Source organism: Amycolatopsis sp. NPDC114504 (genome assembly GCF_055633595.1).
On sequence record NZ_JBVKDU010000005.1, the window covers coordinates 1,144,860 to 1,159,446 of the forward strand.

Consider the following 14,587-nt stretch of genomic DNA (forward strand, 5'->3'; position numbering starts at 1 on the left):
GCCAACGGACTCCCCGCCCTCAACGCGGCTCGCAGCCGTTCACACTGGACGACCAGGTCATCGAGACCCGCGAACCCATGCCGACCGCAAGCTCGTCACTACATCGGGCGGGACCACCCCACTCCACCAGCGCCCGGTCCAGCAGCGCGATCTCCTCCGAGGCGAGCAAGTCGCCCGGGATCACGTCGTCCGGAGTCATCGAACCTCGACGACCACGCCGAACTCACCCAAGACAGCCGTGATCGCGCTCACGAACTGCTTCCCGAGCGCCTCTTCAGAGGAGGAGAAGTCTTTCCACAAGAGCCTGACCGGTCGCGTCCCTACCGGACTCGAGCGGAGGCAATCGGCGAGGGCGTCGACATTCGAACCGAAGTAGCCGCCCGGACCGTTAGCAGCTTCGCCCAACGCACAGTAAAAGCCGGCCTTCGTCACAGTCGATGCACCGTCGAGGGTCAGCACCTCCGCGTTCCCGTACCTGACAGCACCGTGACCGGTGGCGAACCACGAGTTCCGCACGACGTGCAGCCAAGCCTGGTGGTGGCCGGCCGGGCGTTGAAGCCACTCGCCCGTCCGCAGCGGCCGTCCCGACGCCCACCGCAGCCAAATCCCGGCTGCTTCCGGAAACTCACACCGGTCGCCGAAGTACCGGAACGAAACGCGGGGAACTTCGCCCCGCGCGTCCGCCGTACCGGAGTCACCGAAAATCACCCCTCCGACGAGGTACTCACCTATCCTCTCGCGCTGTGTGTTCACTACCTCGAGGACCGCGTCCTCGACGCGCCGCGGAGGTCTCTCACCGAGGCGCGCCCGTAAGAACGCGACTTCCGACGAGTCGTTGCCCGGAGAGACGAAGAAACCGTCCAGCTCTTCGGCCCCGACGAGCAGGTTGCCCCCGCTCCCGTCGACCAGGCGGTACAGCGCACCACTCTCAACGGACTCCACCTGACTCCCCCTTCCCGTCACCGCTGGACGCGCACGACCGCTGCCGACTCCTCAGTTCCAGCCCGAATCAGGGAAGTGGCGCGCTGAACCGTTGGATCTTGTCATAGTGGGTCGACGTCCAGCCGTACACCGTCGAGCCGTTGGAGAGCTCCTTCTCCAGGATGCGGTCGGTCTCGGGACGGCACGGTCGCCAGGTCCTCGGGTGCGATTTCGATGTCGCCGTCGGAGTCGCTCGTTTCCGCGAGCGGCAGTGCGGCGAGAACGGTGCCACCGGCGTCGACGAAGACGCTGTTCTCGGTCATCCGCAGCCGCCGGTCGCGAATCTTCGCCAGCAGGCCCGTGTTTTCCGCGACGGATGAGGATGTCCATGATGATCCCTCCGCCTAAAGCGACTATCTGTCGCTTTAGTGATAGGGTAGCTGACCGGTGAGCAGCTGGGAGGGACACCGCACGGGAAGGTGACACGCATGACCGACACCCGGCGGCCCGGCGGGCGAACCGCCCGCGTGCGCGCACAGGTCCTCCAGGCGACCGTCGAGCTGATCGCACGCGACGGGGTCATGGGGTTTCGATACGAAGAGGTGGCCGATCGCGCCGGCGTGAACAAGGCGAGCGTGTACCGCAACTGGCCCCAGCGCAGCGAGTTGGCCATCGAAGCGCTGAGCCACCGCGCCGACCAGCAGGTTCCGTTCGCCGACACGGGCGACCTGCGCGCCGACCTCATACAGTTCCTGGTGACCTTGGCGGCCGAACTGGACACACCCCTCGGTCGAGCTCTGGCGATCGCGGCGCAGAGCCGCGAACACGAGGCGGTGACTCAGACCGTGCGCGGCGTGTACGAACGCCGTCTGGAACTGGTGCGGGTCCGGCTCGAACGAGCTGCCGAACGCGGCGAGCTACCGCCGGTCGACCCGCTCTTCTTCGCCCAGCTGATTTCCGGCCCGATGCACCCCTTTCCGAGCCGGACCGACGTCCCGTTCGGTCACGCCGAGGCGGAGCGCCTCACCGACGTCGTACTCGCCGGGATCGGGGCCACAGCAAATCAGGGCCATTGACCTGGAGGGTTTGCTCGAAGTCAGTCCAGGAATTCCCATGATTCTTATCACGGGCACAGGGCAAAGAAAGGAGATCTGCTCTTGTCATCGAACTGATCGCCGCGGGTGTTCCGTTTTTGATGTCGTACGCTACGGTCTGCGACACACAGTTCGGCGACTTCTCATTTCCCTTCGTCCTGAAACTCATGGCACATGAAAGGTGTCAGTCGGTGCCGGCCTACGACGAACTGGATCTGGCCATTGTGGACGCCGTGCGGACCGCCCCCCGCGCGAGCTGGCGGGACCTCGCGCCCGTCCTCGGAGTCGACCCCGCGACCGTGAGCCGCCGGTGGTCGCGCATGCAGGCCGACGGGGTCGCCTGGGTGACCGCCCACCTCGGCGGCCACCTGACGCCGTCGGTAGCGACGGTCGAGATCAGCTGTCTCCCCCAGCATTCGACCGACGTGGCGGCCGCACTGGCCGAGGACGCCGAGGCGGCGACGGTGAAGCTGACGGCTGGGTCCCGGGACCTGGTGGTGCTGGCCCAGGCGCCGGATTTCGACGCGCTTGCCGACTACCTGCTCGACCGGGTCAGTCACGTTGCCGGGGTGCGAGACGTACGCAGCCACATCGTGACGCACTCTGCCGTCGACGCCAGCCAGTGGCGGGAGGGTGCACTCGACCTCGATCAGCGGCGGCAGCTGCACTCGCCGCCGCCGACCGGGACGGGGCGGCGACCGGCTCTCGATCCGACCGACCACCGAATCCTGCGCGCGCTCAGCCTCGACGGCCGCGCGTCGTTCGAACAGCTGGCCACCTACGCGGGCATCGGCCCGGTCGCCGTCCGCCGACGGCTGGCCCGCATGGAAGGCGCCGGGCTCGTGACCTACCGGTGCGACATTTCCCCGCACTTGTCCGGGCGCACGGTGCACACCGTCTTTTTCTGCTCGATCGGGGTGACCAAGCTCGCCGAGGCCGAGCAGTGCATCCGGGAGTTGCAGGGCGTCCGATCCTGCAATGTCGTTTCCGGGCCGTGCAACCTGGTCGTCGACGCGTCGCTGCGCTCGATCTCCGAGGCTCACGACCTCGAGCGCCAGATGAGCCAGGCGCTGCCGGCGTTACGTGTCCACGATCGGGTGATGGTCCTGCGCATGATCAAGCTCCTCGGCCGAGTTCTGGATGCCGACGGCAGGTCGGTCCGGTCCGTGCCCTTGCTGGCCGAGGCGGCCGAGTAGGGGGCGGTCACACCCTCATCGACATCGTCACCAGGTCACCGGCAGCCGGTACAGGCCGTAGATGTTCGCATCGTCCTTGAACGGCAGCTCCTCCACCTCCGCGGCCAGCGCCAGCGTCGGCACGCGCCGGAACAGCGTGTCGAACACGATCTGCAGCTCCATCCGGGCGAGGTTCTGGCCGAGGCACTGGTGCGGGCCGAAACCGAACGCGACATGGTGACGCGCGCCGCGCGCAACGTCCAGCTCGTCGGGGTTGTCGAACGCCCGCGGGTCGCGGTTGGCCGAGAAACCCAGTGCCAGCACCCCCTCCCCCGCCCGGATCCGCTGCCCGCCGACCTCGACGTCCTCCACACACAGCCGCGCCATGCTGTCACCGATCGTCCAGTAGCGCAGCAACTCCTCCACCGCCTCGAGCGTCAGGCCCGGCTCGGCCCTGATCGCCGCGAGCTGCTCCGGGTGCCGCAGAAAAGCCAGTGTTGACAACGAGATCATGTTCGCGGTCGTCTCGTGCCCGGCGGCGAGCAGCAGAAAGCCCGTCGCCGCCAGCGAAGCTCGCCGGTAGCCACCGTCCGCGCGGAGCTTGACGATCTGCCGCCCGAGCAGGTCGTCCGGCGGATCCTTCTCCTTCTCAGCGATGAGACCGATCAGATAGCCGTGCACGGTCTCCAGCGCCAGCCGTCGGTCCGCCGCGGCGGTATCGCGGTTGATCAGCTTCGCGGTGTTCTCTTCGAAAAAAGCGTGATCCGCATAAGGCACCCGAGAAGCTCGCAAATCACCAGCGACGGCACCGGCAGCGACAGCGTCTCCACCAAATCAGCCGGCCTCGGCCCGGCCAGCAGCACATCGATCCGGTCGTCGACGATCCGCTGAACCCGCGGCCGCAACGCCTCCATCCGGCGCACCGTGAACTCGCCGAGCACGGCCCTGCGCGCCGCCCCATGCTCCGGCGCATCCATCGCGACCATCGTGCGCTCACCCTGCTGCCGGACCGCCCCTCCGCCTTTGACCCGCTGCGGAAAGTCCGGGTGCTGCCGGTCGGCACTGAACCGGCGATCGTTCAGCACCAACCGGACATCCTCGTGCCGGCTGATCACCCACGCCCACCCGCCATCAGGTAACCGGACCTTCGAGACCCGCTCACCATCCCGGATCTCCTCGTATTCCCGCGGCACGGTGAATGGACACCCTCGGTTCACCGGAAAGTCGCGAATTCGACCTGCGGCACTTCCGACGAAGTCAGACACTGGACTCCCATTCACGTTCGGCGTCGATCGGTACCGGGACGTCGTAGGCATTGAGAACCATCGAAATGCTCGCATACTGCGCGACCAGGAAGACGAGTTCAGCGGTGCCGAGTTCACCGAAGCAATCGACGGCGGCTCGGTACAGCCCTTCCGGCATCGGGCCGCCGGAGTGAAGGTGAGCCGCCACGTCGTGCGCCACCGTCTCCTCCGGCGTCAGATCGGTCGGACGTCGTCCGGCGACCAGGGTGGCGACAACGTTGCCGGAAAGCCCGACCGCCAGCGCGATCCTGCTGTGCGAATAGACCTCGTACGCCGCACCATAACGAGCTCCGATGGCGAGGATGGCGACCTCGCGCGCCCGCGCCGGCAGCACACTGCCGCCGGTGACCGAGGTGAACCACTCCAGCAACGGCTTGGCGAGCTCGGGAAAGCGAAGCATCACGGGAAAGGGACCGATCAGCGCGCCGCTGTCATCCGTCGTGGTGAACGGCGGGTGGAATCCCGCTAGCATCCCGCGCACGTGCTGATCCAGCGAACGCTGCTCGTCGGACATGTCACCGGGTTTGATCGGGGGCATCCGCACGGCGATCACACATCCCGGGTGCGGATCACCCAGTGGGCGGCGACGCTGACGGCCGCCGTCGCCACGAGCAGGATCGAGATCCCGAGGCCGGGTGCGACCGCACCGTCGGCCGGGACCACCGCGTAGGCGGCCTGTCCGGCGGTGAACGGCCAGAACCGCCCGAACGCCTCACCGATGGCTCCCGGGATGCCGGGGGCGAGGGCGGGCACGAGGAGGAGGGCGCCGACGAGCACGGCGAGGCTGCCCGTACTCGACCGCGTCAGCACGCCGACGGCCACCCCGACGAGGGCGACCGCGGTCAGGTAGAGCGTGGCCGCGCCGAGGGCGCCGAGCACGCCCGGATCGCCGGGTCCGGCGGCAGGCAGCCCGGCGCCGTGCAGCATCAGCTGGACCACGCCGAAGCTGATCAGCGTGGTGAGCAGGCTGGTGACCAGCGCGGCTACCGCCACGACGAACGTCTTCGCGGCGAGGAGACGGGACCGCGCCGGCACCATGGCGATGCTGCTGCCGATCATTCCGCTGCTGTGTTCGGGCGTGATGCTGAACGCGCCGAGCATGCCGATGAGCAGCTGCGCGAACAGGAACCCCTTCAGGCTGCTCGCGGTCGGATCCCAGCCGGCGGGCAGGTCCGACGGTTCGCCCCCGAGGAGGTCGGAAACGCCGAGCGTGCTGAGTGCGACCCCCGAGGCGATGGCGCTGAACGCGATGATCCACGTGGTGCGGACGCTGCGAAGCTTGGTCCATTCGGAGCGGATCATGTTCGCGGTGGGCCAGAAGCCCCAGTTGATACGTGTGCCTCGAGAGGTTTTCGGTTTCGTCCGGCGGAGAGTCATGGTTTTCATGCGGCCTGGCTTTCGAACTCGGTGACGTCGTGGGTGAGCCGGAGGAACACGTCCTCGAGGGACTCGCGCACCCAGGCCAGCTCGTCGAGCGCGATCCCGTCAGCCGCGGCGATCTTGCCGACGAGGGCCGGGTCAGCACCGGCGACGAGCAGGTTTCCCCGCTCAGTCCGCTCGAACGCGATCTCCGCCCGGTTCAGTGCGCGCCCGAGCTCGTCGAGCGTGGGCGAGGAGACCGTGACCGTCCTCGTCGTGTGCGCGAGGACGAAGTCGTCGAGCGTCGACTCGGCGACGAGCCTGCCCTGGCCGATCACGACGAGGTTGTCCGCGGTCAGCTCCATTTCGGACATCAGGTGGCTGGAGAAGAGGATCGTGCGGCCCTCCGCCGCCAGGTTCCGCAGCAGGGTGCGGGCCCACCGGACGCCTTCGGGGTCCAAGCCGTTGAGCGGCTCGTCGAAGACCAGGACGGCCGGATCGCCGAGCAGGGCCGTCGCGATGCCGAGACGCTGGTTCATTCCCAGCGAGAACTCCCCCGCCCGGCGCTGGGCCGCGCCGGTCAGCCCCACGAGGTCGAGCACCTCGGCCACTCGCGGCCGGCCGAGGCCCGCCGCCTGGGCGAACGCGAGGAGGTGGTCGAAAGCGGTGCGCTGGGGGTGGACGGCCCGCGCGTCGAGCAGCGCACCGATGGTGCGCGGCGGGTCGTCGAGCTCGGTGATCCGGCGGCCGCCGACCGTGATCGTGCCCGCGGTGGGTTCGGTCAGCCCCAGCAGCATCCGCATCGTCGTGCTCTTGCCCGCTCCGTTCGGCCCGAGGAAGCCGGTGACGGCCCCCGGTTCGGCGGTGAACGACAGGTCGTCGACCACGGTCGCGCTGCCGTACCGCTTGGTCAGGCCGCTCGCCCGGATGGCGACGCCACCCCTCGGCACCCTGGTGGATTCAGCCATGCGAGTGCTCCCTTCGTCAAAATTCACACTACACGGTGTAGTTTTCAATGGGCTGAGAAGACGGTGAGAAGATGACCTCGATGAAGACGACCGAGCAGACCCCGGGCCGACGGCGGCGATCCGAAAGCAAGCAAGCCGCCATCCTCGACGCCGCCGAGCGGCTCTTCGTCGCCGAGGGCTACGAACCCACCAGTGTCGACGCCATCGCCGCACGGGCCCAGGTGTCCAAACGCACCGTCTACGACCATTTCGGCGACAAGTCGACGCTGTTCGAGAGCGTCCTGGCGCGGGTGCACGAGAGCGTCACCGCGACCGTGCGCGAGGCTGTCGACCAGGAACTCACCGACGGGCGAGACCTGCACGAGGCGCTGACCGCTTTCGCGATGCGCGTGGTGACGCGGGCTTTCCCCTCCTCGAGCTACGTCGCCCACCGGCGACTGACCTCGCAAGGCCCGTCGGCGCCGCGATTGCCCGAGGCCGTGGACGAGCAACCCGAACGCTTGCTGGCCGAGCGGTTCGCCCAGCTCGCCGCCGCCGGCACGCTCCGGGTCCCCGACCCGCGACGTGCCACGAAGCACTTCACCGCCCTGACGATTCTTCTGGCGCTGGAAGCACTTCGGGACACCCCGGAGGAAGCGGAGGCGGAGATCCCGGCGATCATCGCCGATGGAGTCGACGCCTTCCTCCGCGCCTACCGGAGCTGAACGTCACGGCGCCCGGTTCCCCGTTGGGTCCGCACCAGCAGCACGGCCGGTACCCCGGCGATCACGAACGCGGCCAGCCCGATCCCGACGTAGGTGAACACGCCCGTGGCCGAGTTCAGCGAAACCCCGCCGACGGTCACCCGGTGGGACTTCAGGACCGCCGCGCCGATGAAGTTGAGGAACACCGAGCCGAGCGCGACCATGACCATGACCTGGCTGGACACGGTGGCCTGGCGATCGGCCGGCACCAAGATGCCCGCCATGTTGAAGCCCGACGTCACAAGGGTCCCCGCGGTGAGGCTCAGCATGAAGGAGCAGACGACGGCGAGCGGCAGCGAGTCCGCTCCGACGAACAACCCCAGGGTCGCGACCGTCCCGAGGGCCACCCCCGCGGCCAGTACCGGCGCCGGGCCGGTCCGGGTCGAGATCGCTCCCGCCAGCGTGCCCCCGAGCACGATCCCGATCGACGGCAGCCCGAGCAGCAGCCCGATCGCCGCGCCTCCGGCGCCGGCGAGCCCGTAGCCGAGTCCCTGGTCCGGCGACACGTCACTGAGCAGGCTGAACAGCTGCAGCATGCTTTGGTAGGCGCCGGTTCCGAGGACGACCACCAGCAGCGTGAGGATCAGCGGGCGACCGAGGTGGTGGACGTCGACCACGGGCTCGGGCACCCGCCGCGACAGCGGGTACCAGACGCCGAGCGCCGCGAGTCCGGCCAGCAGGAGCGGCAGCGCGCCGACCCAGCCGTACTCCGACCCGAAGCTGATGTAGGCGACCGTCAGCGCCAGGCCACCGCCGAGCAGCAGCGCCCCGCGCACGTCGATCCGGCCCGGGGTCCGGATCAGCGACTCCGGGAGCAGGAAGCGGACCAGAACCGCCGTGACGACGGCCAGGATCCCGGCCACGACGAAGACCACCTGGTAGCCGTACTCGTCGCCGAGGTAGTGGAACAGGAACGTCGTCCCGATGCTGAAGATCGCGTTACCGGTCGTCACGACTCCGGTGACGACCATCCCGAGCCGCGGCGCGCAGATGTCCTTGACGATGCCGACGGTGAGGAACAACGACGCGACCGCGGCTCCCTGGATCATCCGCCCGACGACGAACACCCAGATGGTCGGCGCGAGCAGGCACACGAGGGCACCCACCGCCGCGACGACCAAGGTCAGGACCAGGGTCCGGCGTTTGCCGGAGCGGTCGGCGATCTTCCCCAGCAGCGGTGACCACATCGCTCCCGCCAGCATCGCGCTCGAGTTCAGCCACGCCGGCTCGTCGGTCCCGAAATGGCCGAGCATCTGGGGCAGCACGACGATCGGCGCGGTGATCACGGTGTCCACCATGACGTTCACCAGCAGCAAGACCGCCGTCTGGCCGACGAGCAACCGGGTCCATCGCAGGTGCAGCCGGCTGCCCGGCGCCGCGGTGGCGGTACTGGTTTCTTCCACGGTGGGCTCCTAGTCGGGCCGGACGGTGGTGCCGATCGAGCGGAACGGCGCCAGATGGTTGATGAGGTCCATTTCCCGGTCCGCGGGAATACGAGCCAGCAGATAGCCGTCGGGCCGCACGAGGATCAGCTCTCCGGCGTAGGGCTGGTAGACGCACTCGAACTCCCCCTTGGCGTCGACGATCGGGCTGCCGGGGCCCGGGCCGATCCGGTGCACGTGCAGGTGGGTCGGTTTGGCGTTGTCGAAGATGACCGGTGCGGTGTGGTCCCACACGAACAGCGAGTAGTGCATGCCGCGCAGGAGGTCGAACAGACCGCCACGGCCCTCTCCGCCCTCCAGGCCCGTCACGTTGGGCGCCCGGTCGCCGGGCTGAGGGCCGGAGATGACTTCGCTGCCGCCGCGAAAGGTCATCCGGCTGTCGCGGTAGTGGATGCCCAGGCCGGTGTTCATCTTCCCGTCTCCGATGCCGGCGAGCGCGGAACCGAGTTCCTCCTCGCCGCCGCCGGCCGCCGCCATGGCCTTGGCCATCTTGTCCGTGCTCATGGCGAGCACTCGGCGGGCAACCGGGACCCGTTCTTCGCTGTAGGTGTCCAGCAGCGTCGACAACGCACCGTTGAGAATGCTGTCCATTTTGAAGCCGAGGTTGTAGGCGTCCTGGATGCCGGTGTTCATGCCCTGGCCGCCGGCGGCGGAATGCACGTGGGCGGCATCGCCGGCGAGCAGAACGCGGCCCTTGCGGTAGGTCTGCACCATGCGGACGTTGATCAGGTACACCGACAGCCAGCTGGCGCTGGTGAGGACGACGGTGCCCGTTCCGGCCCGGTCGTCGAACAGCTGCTGGTAGAACTCCAGCGACGGCACGCCGGGAACATCCCCGGGCAGGATGGGGCTCTGGAACTGCCACACATCGTCGCCGAGCGGAGTGAGGCCGAGCATCCCCCGCTCGGAGGGCCAGATGTGCATGCGGCCTCGGTCGAGGTCCGAGCCCACGGTGACATCGCCGAGGTACCAACGCTGTTCGTCGTAGGTCTTGCCCAGCAGGGGAAGCCCGGCGTACTTGCGGGTGCTGCTCTTGCCGCCGTCGGCGCCCACGACGTAGCGGGCTCGCGCGGTCCGCGCGCCGTCACCGGTGTGCAGCGCGACGGTGACCCCGTCGTCGTCCTGCTCGAGCCCGGTCACCTCACTCCCGAACTCGACGGCTCCGCCGAGCTCTTCGAGCCGCTGCCGCAGCGCGTGCTCGACGTGGAACTGCCCGATCCACAACGGATCCGGGTAGGGAGTGTGCGCGGAGTCGTCCGCCGGGACCGAGATCGGCGGCTTGTCCACGACCGCGCCGGAGGGCTCGTGGAACCGCATCGGCAGCTTGGCGACACCGTGGCGCAGGACGTGGTCCACCGCCCCCAGGTCGTCGAGCACCTCCAGCGAGCGCGGCTGGATGGTCTTGGCCCGGCTGGCGCGGTTGGGCACCTGGGCCTGCTCGAGGATCCGGACCGCGAAGCCGCGGCGGGTCAGGTCGCACGTGAGGGTGAGCCCGGTGGGCCCGGCTCCGATGACGATGACGTCGATGCTCGGGTGCTCGGTCATTAGGTCCTTTCCAGAAGCGGTGAAGCTGCGAGAGGCTGCACCGACAGAAGGTTCTTGCGTACGACTCCCTGCTGGGCGACGACGACGATGTTTTCCGGCACCGACAGCACGGTGATGTCCCGCAGCGGGTCGCCCGCGCAGAGCACCAGATCGGCGAGCATGCCGGGGCGCAGAGTGCCCAGCCGGTCATCGACCCCGAGCAGCCGGGCACTGTTCACCGTCGCGGCGCGGACGGCGTCCATCGGGCTCATGCCGAGCTCGACCAGATGCGCCAGCTCGGCGAGGTTGTTCCCGTGCGGGGCGATTCCCGCATCAGTGCCCGCTGCGATGTTCACCTTCCGTTCGATGGCAGCGGCAATGTTTTCCTTGGCGATCTCGTTCCAGCGCCGCTTCTTCTCGTAGCGCCACGGCGAAGTCGTGCCCCGTTCCAGCGGCCGGAAGACTGTTTCCAGAGTGGGGACGAGGAACGCCCCGCGCTCGCCCAGCAGGTCACAGCCCTGGTCGTCGATGCCGAAACCGTGTTCGACCGAGCGGACACCACCGCGGATCGCGGCGAGAACTCCGGCCCGCCCCTGCGCGTGCGCCGCGACCACGCGGCCCCGGTGCCGGCGTGCTTCGTCCACGACGGCGGCGACTTCCTCCTCCAGAAGATCCTCGTCGTCGGGGTCGTCCGTCGCGCTGCTGATGCCGCCGGTGGTGCAGATCTTGACGACGTCGGCGCCGGCGCGCAGCATCCGACGCGCCGCGAGCCGCACCTCGGACACGTCGTCGGCCAGCACGCAGAAGTCGAAGTCGAGATGCAGGCCGCTGGGCAGCGTGCTGTCCGCGTGGCCACCGGTGTGGCTGATGATGCCGACCGACACCTGCAGCCGCGGCCCGGCCAGTTCGCCGCCGGAGACGGCGTCGCGGTAGGCCGCGGGCAAGGCTCCCAGGTCACGCGCCGAGGTGATGCCCGCATCCAGCGTCAGCCGCATCCGCCGCACGGTCCCGAGCACCCGCATCACGTCGTTCGTCGTGAGCGCCTGTTCCACCACCGACTGCTCCGACGGCATTCCGAGGTGGACGTGGCAATCGAAGAACCCGGGCAACAGCGTGCCACCCCGGCCGTCGATGACCGGAACACCCAGTGGCGGCGGCGGTGCCTCGCTCGCCGGGCCGGCATAGGTGATCCGTCCGTCTTCATCGGCCTGCAGCACGGCGTCGGGCACTGCGGTGTCCTCCACACCGTCAACGAGACTGACGTTGTGCACCCTCAGTGCCGCTGTGCGGTCCAAGTTCATGATCCCGAACGCTACGGCGACGTTCCCACCGACCATGGATATCGCAAGTTTCCTTCATGCGAGCCCGCCGTCGCGCATGAAACCGACTGCCTGTTCCGCCGTTCAGTGTCAAGAAGCCGGCCACGCAACGGAGCAAACCTCAGGCAGCCGACCAAAGGGGGTGCAGTCCATCGGAGATTTCGGGCCGGGTCAGTCGTAGGCCCCCTCGACCGTCCGCTGTGGATTCGGGTCCGATGCGACGGCCAAGCTCAGTGCTCTGTCGCTGTCTTCCCCCATGGCGACCCGAGCTGGACGTCATCAAGCAGCTCGCCCCTCCCCGGGCCGGAGGGTCGGTGGCGAACTCGGCGGTCTGCTACGCGCTCTGGATCTGTCACGCCGACCCGGTGAAGTGGAACCTGCCGGTGCCGACGGTGCCGGAGCCGACCGGCTCCGGGAGGTCCGGTAGGGATCATCCCGGATGTCCCGGGCCGGGTCCCGCCAAGACACTGGTTGCCACACCGACCCGAGGACGAATCACTTGAGACAGCCAGGAATCAGGTTCAGCGCGCTGGCTCTCGCCGGCATCACAGGTCTGTCGCTCACCATGACCGGGACCGCAGTCGCGGGCGGCGGTCCCGACCGGCACCGGATCGTCCGGGCACTGGATCTGATGACCACGACGGGAGCCGCGGGCGCCCAGGTCAGGATCGCCGCCGGCGGCCGGGAGTTCACCGCACGCAGCGGCGTCGCCCAGCTGGGGTCGCCGGAGGGCGTTCCCGTGAACGGGCGGTTCCGGATCGCCAGCGTCACCAAGACCTTCACCGCCACCGTCATCCTCCAGCTCGCCGGCGAGCGACGGCTCACCCTCGACGACCCCGTGTCCCGGCACCTGCCCGGCCTGCTGCCCGACGGCGACCGGATCACCGTCCGCATGCTGCTGCAGCACAGCAGCGGCCTCCGCGACTACTCCGACGACCTCACCGGCGACCCGGCCGAGCTCCAGCGGCACTGGGACCCCCGCGACCTGGTGGCCATGGCCACCGCTCATCCCCTGAACTTCCCGCCCGGCACCGCGTCGAGGTACTCCAACACCGACTACATCGTCGCCGGGCTGCTGGTCGAACACCTCACCGGCCGGCACTGGGCGACTGCCGTCCGGGACCGGGTCCTCCGCCCGCTCGGCCTCCACGACACCACCCTGCCCGGCGACCGCACCACCATCCCCGGCCCGCACGCCCACGGCTACGCACCCCGCGACGGCGCACTCGTCGACGTCACCGCGATGAACCCGTCCGTCGGCTGGGCCGCCGGCGAAATCATCTCCACCACCGCCGACCTGGACACCTTCACCGAAGCCCTGTTCGGCGGCCGGCTGCTCGCACCCGCACAGCTCACCGACATGACCACGGTGTCCCCGGTCGGCGCCTACGGCCTGGGCCTGAGCACCAACGTGCTCCCCTGCGGCTTGCGGGTGTGGGGCCACACCGGCGACGTGCCCGGCTACGACACCCTGCTGGCCACCACCCCTGATGGCAAAACCCGCCTGCAGCTGTCCTTGACCACCGCGACCCGGCAGATACCGCTGCAGGGCTACCACGAACTCGTCGACGAAGTCTTCTGCGGACAAGGAAACCCATGACCCTGCTCGCCGTCGAGCGCATCAAGTTGCGCTCCACGCGTTCGCCCTGGTGGTGTGCGCTGGCCGCCACGGTCGTGAGCGTCGGCTTCGCGGCCCTCATCGCCGGCACCCGGGAAGACGCCGAGTTCACCGCCACCGTGGCCTCGACCCAGTACGGCTACGACTTCGGCGTGGCCGTGATCATGGTGCTGGCCGCGTTGTCGGTGACCACCGAATACCGCTTCGGCACGATGCGTACGACCTTCCAGGCGGTACCGCGGCGCACCCCGGCACTGCTCGCCAAGACCGCGGTGGTGGCCCTGCTCGCCCTGGCCATCGGCGAGGTCAGCGCGTTCGGCTCGTGGTTCGCGGCCACGTTGCTGCAACCCCGGGCCGATCTCGCACTGGACAGCGGCGCGGACTGGATCACCGTGAGCGGTGTCGGCGTTCTGTACGCACTGGCCGCCGTCATCGCGGTCGCGGTGGCCACCTTGCTCCGCCACGGCGCCGGGACGATCGCGTTGCTGCTGGTTTACGCGTTCGCCGCCGAAAAACTGGTCCGGATCGTCCCCGGTGTGGGTGAGAACATCCACCAGTGGCTGCCGCTCAACGTGGCCCGGAAGTTCCTCACCGGCACCGGAGGGTCGAATGCGCGCGCCCATGGAGCGGGGCCGGTGTCGTTGTCCACCGCGCCGCTGGATCAGGGCTGGGCGCTGGCCTACTTCGCCGCGGTCGCTTTCGGCCTGCTCGCAGTCGCGATCACCGTGGCGAAAAACCGCGACGCCTGATTCGCGGCCGTCGAGCCCGGAGCCGGCTTCCGGTCCTGACCGCTGGCGGCGGTTCAGCTGGAGCGCCAACCTGCCCGACAAGTCCGGCGCGGCGGCGTTCTCGGCTCGGGTCGGAGCGCCGCGCACGCCGGCGGGCCCATGTCCGCACCAGGAAGCCGCCGGGCTGCACATCGGACCCGGTTCGGGTTGATCAGGCTTACCGGCGCCGTGGGTTCGGCAGCGTCCTCATCGGACGCCCTCTCCCGAGGTGCCCCGGACCGAGCAGCTTCGACGACCCGTGACCGCACCCCTCGATGTGGTGACCGCGACCATGTCCGAGGCGCGCGGAACGTGGCCGGCGCACATTGCCCCGGCTCGCCCGGTGGCCGATA

Annotated in this window: 14 protein-coding genes and 1 pseudogene; 5 read left to right on the forward strand and 10 right to left on the reverse strand. The window is 69.0% G+C overall.

Annotation, left to right across the window (positions count from 1 at the left end):
* Positions 1-19: 19 nt before the first annotated feature.
* The 3 genes from ACZ7PG_RS41445 to ACZ7PG_RS41455 form a co-directional block, all read right to left on the reverse strand.
* Positions 20-199: a hypothetical protein gene (locus ACZ7PG_RS41445; RefSeq protein ID WP_470244665.1), complete on the reverse strand. Its 180-nt coding sequence runs from the start codon at positions 197-199 to the stop codon at positions 20-22.
* A complete protein-coding gene (locus tag ACZ7PG_RS41450) occupies positions 196-942 on the reverse strand; it encodes a barstar family protein (RefSeq protein ID WP_470244666.1) in 747 nt (248 codons plus the stop codon). The genes ACZ7PG_RS41445 and ACZ7PG_RS41450 overlap by 4 nt, the downstream gene beginning before the upstream one ends.
* A gap of 101 nt (positions 943-1,043) precedes the next feature.
* On the reverse strand, positions 1,044-1,244 hold the full coding sequence (locus ACZ7PG_RS41455; protein ID WP_470244667.1) for a hypothetical protein: 201 nt from the start codon (positions 1,242-1,244) through the stop codon (positions 1,044-1,046).
* 165 nt (positions 1,245-1,409) lie between these two features.
* On the opposite strand from ACZ7PG_RS41455, the gene ACZ7PG_RS41460 reads away from it, so the two are divergent.
* A complete protein-coding gene (locus ACZ7PG_RS41460) occupies positions 1,410-1,997 on the forward strand; it encodes a TetR/AcrR family transcriptional regulator (RefSeq protein WP_470244668.1) in 588 nt (195 codons plus the stop codon).
* A 209-nt stretch (positions 1,998-2,206) separates the two neighbouring features.
* A complete protein-coding gene (locus tag ACZ7PG_RS41465) occupies positions 2,207-3,211 on the forward strand; it encodes an Lrp/AsnC family transcriptional regulator (protein ID WP_470244669.1) in 1,005 nt (334 codons plus the stop codon).
* A 27-nt stretch (positions 3,212-3,238) separates the two neighbouring features.
* Here the strand turns inward: ACZ7PG_RS41465 and ACZ7PG_RS41470 are convergent.
* The 4 genes and pseudogenes from ACZ7PG_RS41470 to ACZ7PG_RS41485 form a co-directional block, all read right to left on the reverse strand.
* Positions 3,239-4,422 (reverse strand): annotated as a pseudogene (locus ACZ7PG_RS41470) (cytochrome P450).
* A 25-nt stretch (positions 4,423-4,447) separates the two neighbouring features.
* Positions 4,448-5,008: a carboxymuconolactone decarboxylase family protein gene (locus ACZ7PG_RS41475; protein ID WP_470244670.1), complete on the reverse strand. Its 561-nt coding sequence runs from the start codon at positions 5,006-5,008 to the stop codon at positions 4,448-4,450.
* A 35-nt stretch (positions 5,009-5,043) separates the two neighbouring features.
* On the reverse strand, positions 5,044-5,796 hold the full coding sequence (locus tag ACZ7PG_RS41480; protein ID WP_470244671.1) for an ABC transporter permease: 753 nt from the start codon (positions 5,794-5,796) through the stop codon (positions 5,044-5,046).
* An 80-nt stretch (positions 5,797-5,876) separates the two neighbouring features.
* Positions 5,877-6,821, reverse strand: coding sequence for an ATP-binding cassette domain-containing protein (locus tag ACZ7PG_RS41485; protein ID WP_470244672.1), 945 nt, complete (start codon positions 6,819-6,821; stop codon positions 5,877-5,879).
* 71 nt (positions 6,822-6,892) lie between these two features.
* Here ACZ7PG_RS41485 and ACZ7PG_RS41490 point away from each other — a divergent pair, with 71 nt between their 5' ends.
* Complete coding sequence (locus tag ACZ7PG_RS41490; protein ID WP_470244673.1) at positions 6,893-7,525, forward strand: TetR/AcrR family transcriptional regulator; 633 nt, start codon at positions 6,893-6,895, stop codon at positions 7,523-7,525.
* On the opposite strand, the gene ACZ7PG_RS41495 is transcribed toward ACZ7PG_RS41490, so the two are convergent.
* From ACZ7PG_RS41495 to ACZ7PG_RS41505, 3 genes are read right to left on the reverse strand one after another with little or no spacing between them, the layout of a single operon-like run.
* Positions 7,513-8,967 (reverse strand): MFS transporter, encoded by a 1,455-nt coding sequence (locus ACZ7PG_RS41495; protein ID WP_470244674.1) that lies wholly within the window; start codon positions 8,965-8,967, stop codon positions 7,513-7,515. The two genes, ACZ7PG_RS41490 and ACZ7PG_RS41495, sit on opposite strands and share 13 nt — an antisense overlap.
* Positions 8,968-8,976: 9 nt before the next feature.
* Positions 8,977-10,551: an FAD-dependent monooxygenase gene (locus ACZ7PG_RS41500; protein WP_470244675.1), complete on the reverse strand. Its 1,575-nt coding sequence runs from the start codon at positions 10,549-10,551 to the stop codon at positions 8,977-8,979.
* Positions 10,551-11,831, reverse strand: a complete 1,281-nt coding sequence (locus ACZ7PG_RS41505) for a metal-dependent hydrolase family protein (protein WP_470244676.1) — start codon at positions 11,829-11,831, stop codon at positions 10,551-10,553. Before ACZ7PG_RS41505 ends, ACZ7PG_RS41500 begins: the two co-directional genes overlap by 1 nt.
* A gap of 517 nt (positions 11,832-12,348) precedes the next feature.
* Between ACZ7PG_RS41505 and ACZ7PG_RS41510 the strand changes: the two genes are divergently transcribed.
* Both ACZ7PG_RS41510 and ACZ7PG_RS41515 read left to right on the forward strand, forming a co-directional pair.
* Positions 12,349-13,449 (forward strand): serine hydrolase domain-containing protein, encoded by a 1,101-nt coding sequence (locus ACZ7PG_RS41510; RefSeq protein ID WP_470244677.1) that lies wholly within the window; start codon positions 12,349-12,351, stop codon positions 13,447-13,449.
* Positions 13,446-14,216 (forward strand): ABC transporter permease, encoded by a 771-nt coding sequence (locus ACZ7PG_RS41515; protein ID WP_470244678.1) that lies wholly within the window; start codon positions 13,446-13,448, stop codon positions 14,214-14,216. The genes ACZ7PG_RS41510 and ACZ7PG_RS41515 overlap by 4 nt, the downstream gene beginning before the upstream one ends.
* Positions 14,217-14,587: the final 371 nt, after the last annotated feature.

Excerpts from the sequence above, each read along its gene's own strand:
- ACZ7PG_RS41505 (WP_470244676.1), bottom strand. The coding sequence starts at position 11,831 with ATGAACTTGGACCGCACAGCGGCACTGAGGGTGCACAACGTCAGTCTC.
- ACZ7PG_RS41445 (WP_470244665.1), bottom strand. The coding sequence starts at position 199 with ATGACTCCGGACGACGTGATCCCGGGCGACTTGCTCGCCTCGGAGGAG.
- ACZ7PG_RS41460 (WP_470244668.1), top strand. The coding sequence starts at position 1,410 with ATGACCGACACCCGGCGGCCCGGCGGGCGAACCGCCCGCGTGCGCGCA.
- ACZ7PG_RS41515 (WP_470244678.1), top strand. The coding sequence starts at position 13,446 with ATGACCCTGCTCGCCGTCGAGCGCATCAAGTTGCGCTCCACGCGTTCG.
- ACZ7PG_RS41475 (WP_470244670.1), bottom strand. The coding sequence starts at position 5,008 with ATGTCCGACGAGCAGCGTTCGCTGGATCAGCACGTGCGCGGGATGCTA.
- ACZ7PG_RS41480 (WP_470244671.1), bottom strand. The coding sequence starts at position 5,796 with ATGATCCGCTCCGAATGGACCAAGCTTCGCAGCGTCCGCACCACGTGG.
- ACZ7PG_RS41490 (WP_470244673.1), top strand. The coding sequence starts at position 6,893 with ATGACCTCGATGAAGACGACCGAGCAGACCCCGGGCCGACGGCGGCGA.
- ACZ7PG_RS41485 (WP_470244672.1), bottom strand. The coding sequence starts at position 6,821 with ATGGCTGAATCCACCAGGGTGCCGAGGGGTGGCGTCGCCATCCGGGCG.
- ACZ7PG_RS41455 (WP_470244667.1), bottom strand. The coding sequence starts at position 1,244 with ATGACCGAGAACAGCGTCTTCGTCGACGCCGGTGGCACCGTTCTCGCC.
- ACZ7PG_RS41500 (WP_470244675.1), bottom strand. The coding sequence starts at position 10,551 with ATGACCGAGCACCCGAGCATCGACGTCATCGTCATCGGAGCCGGGCCC.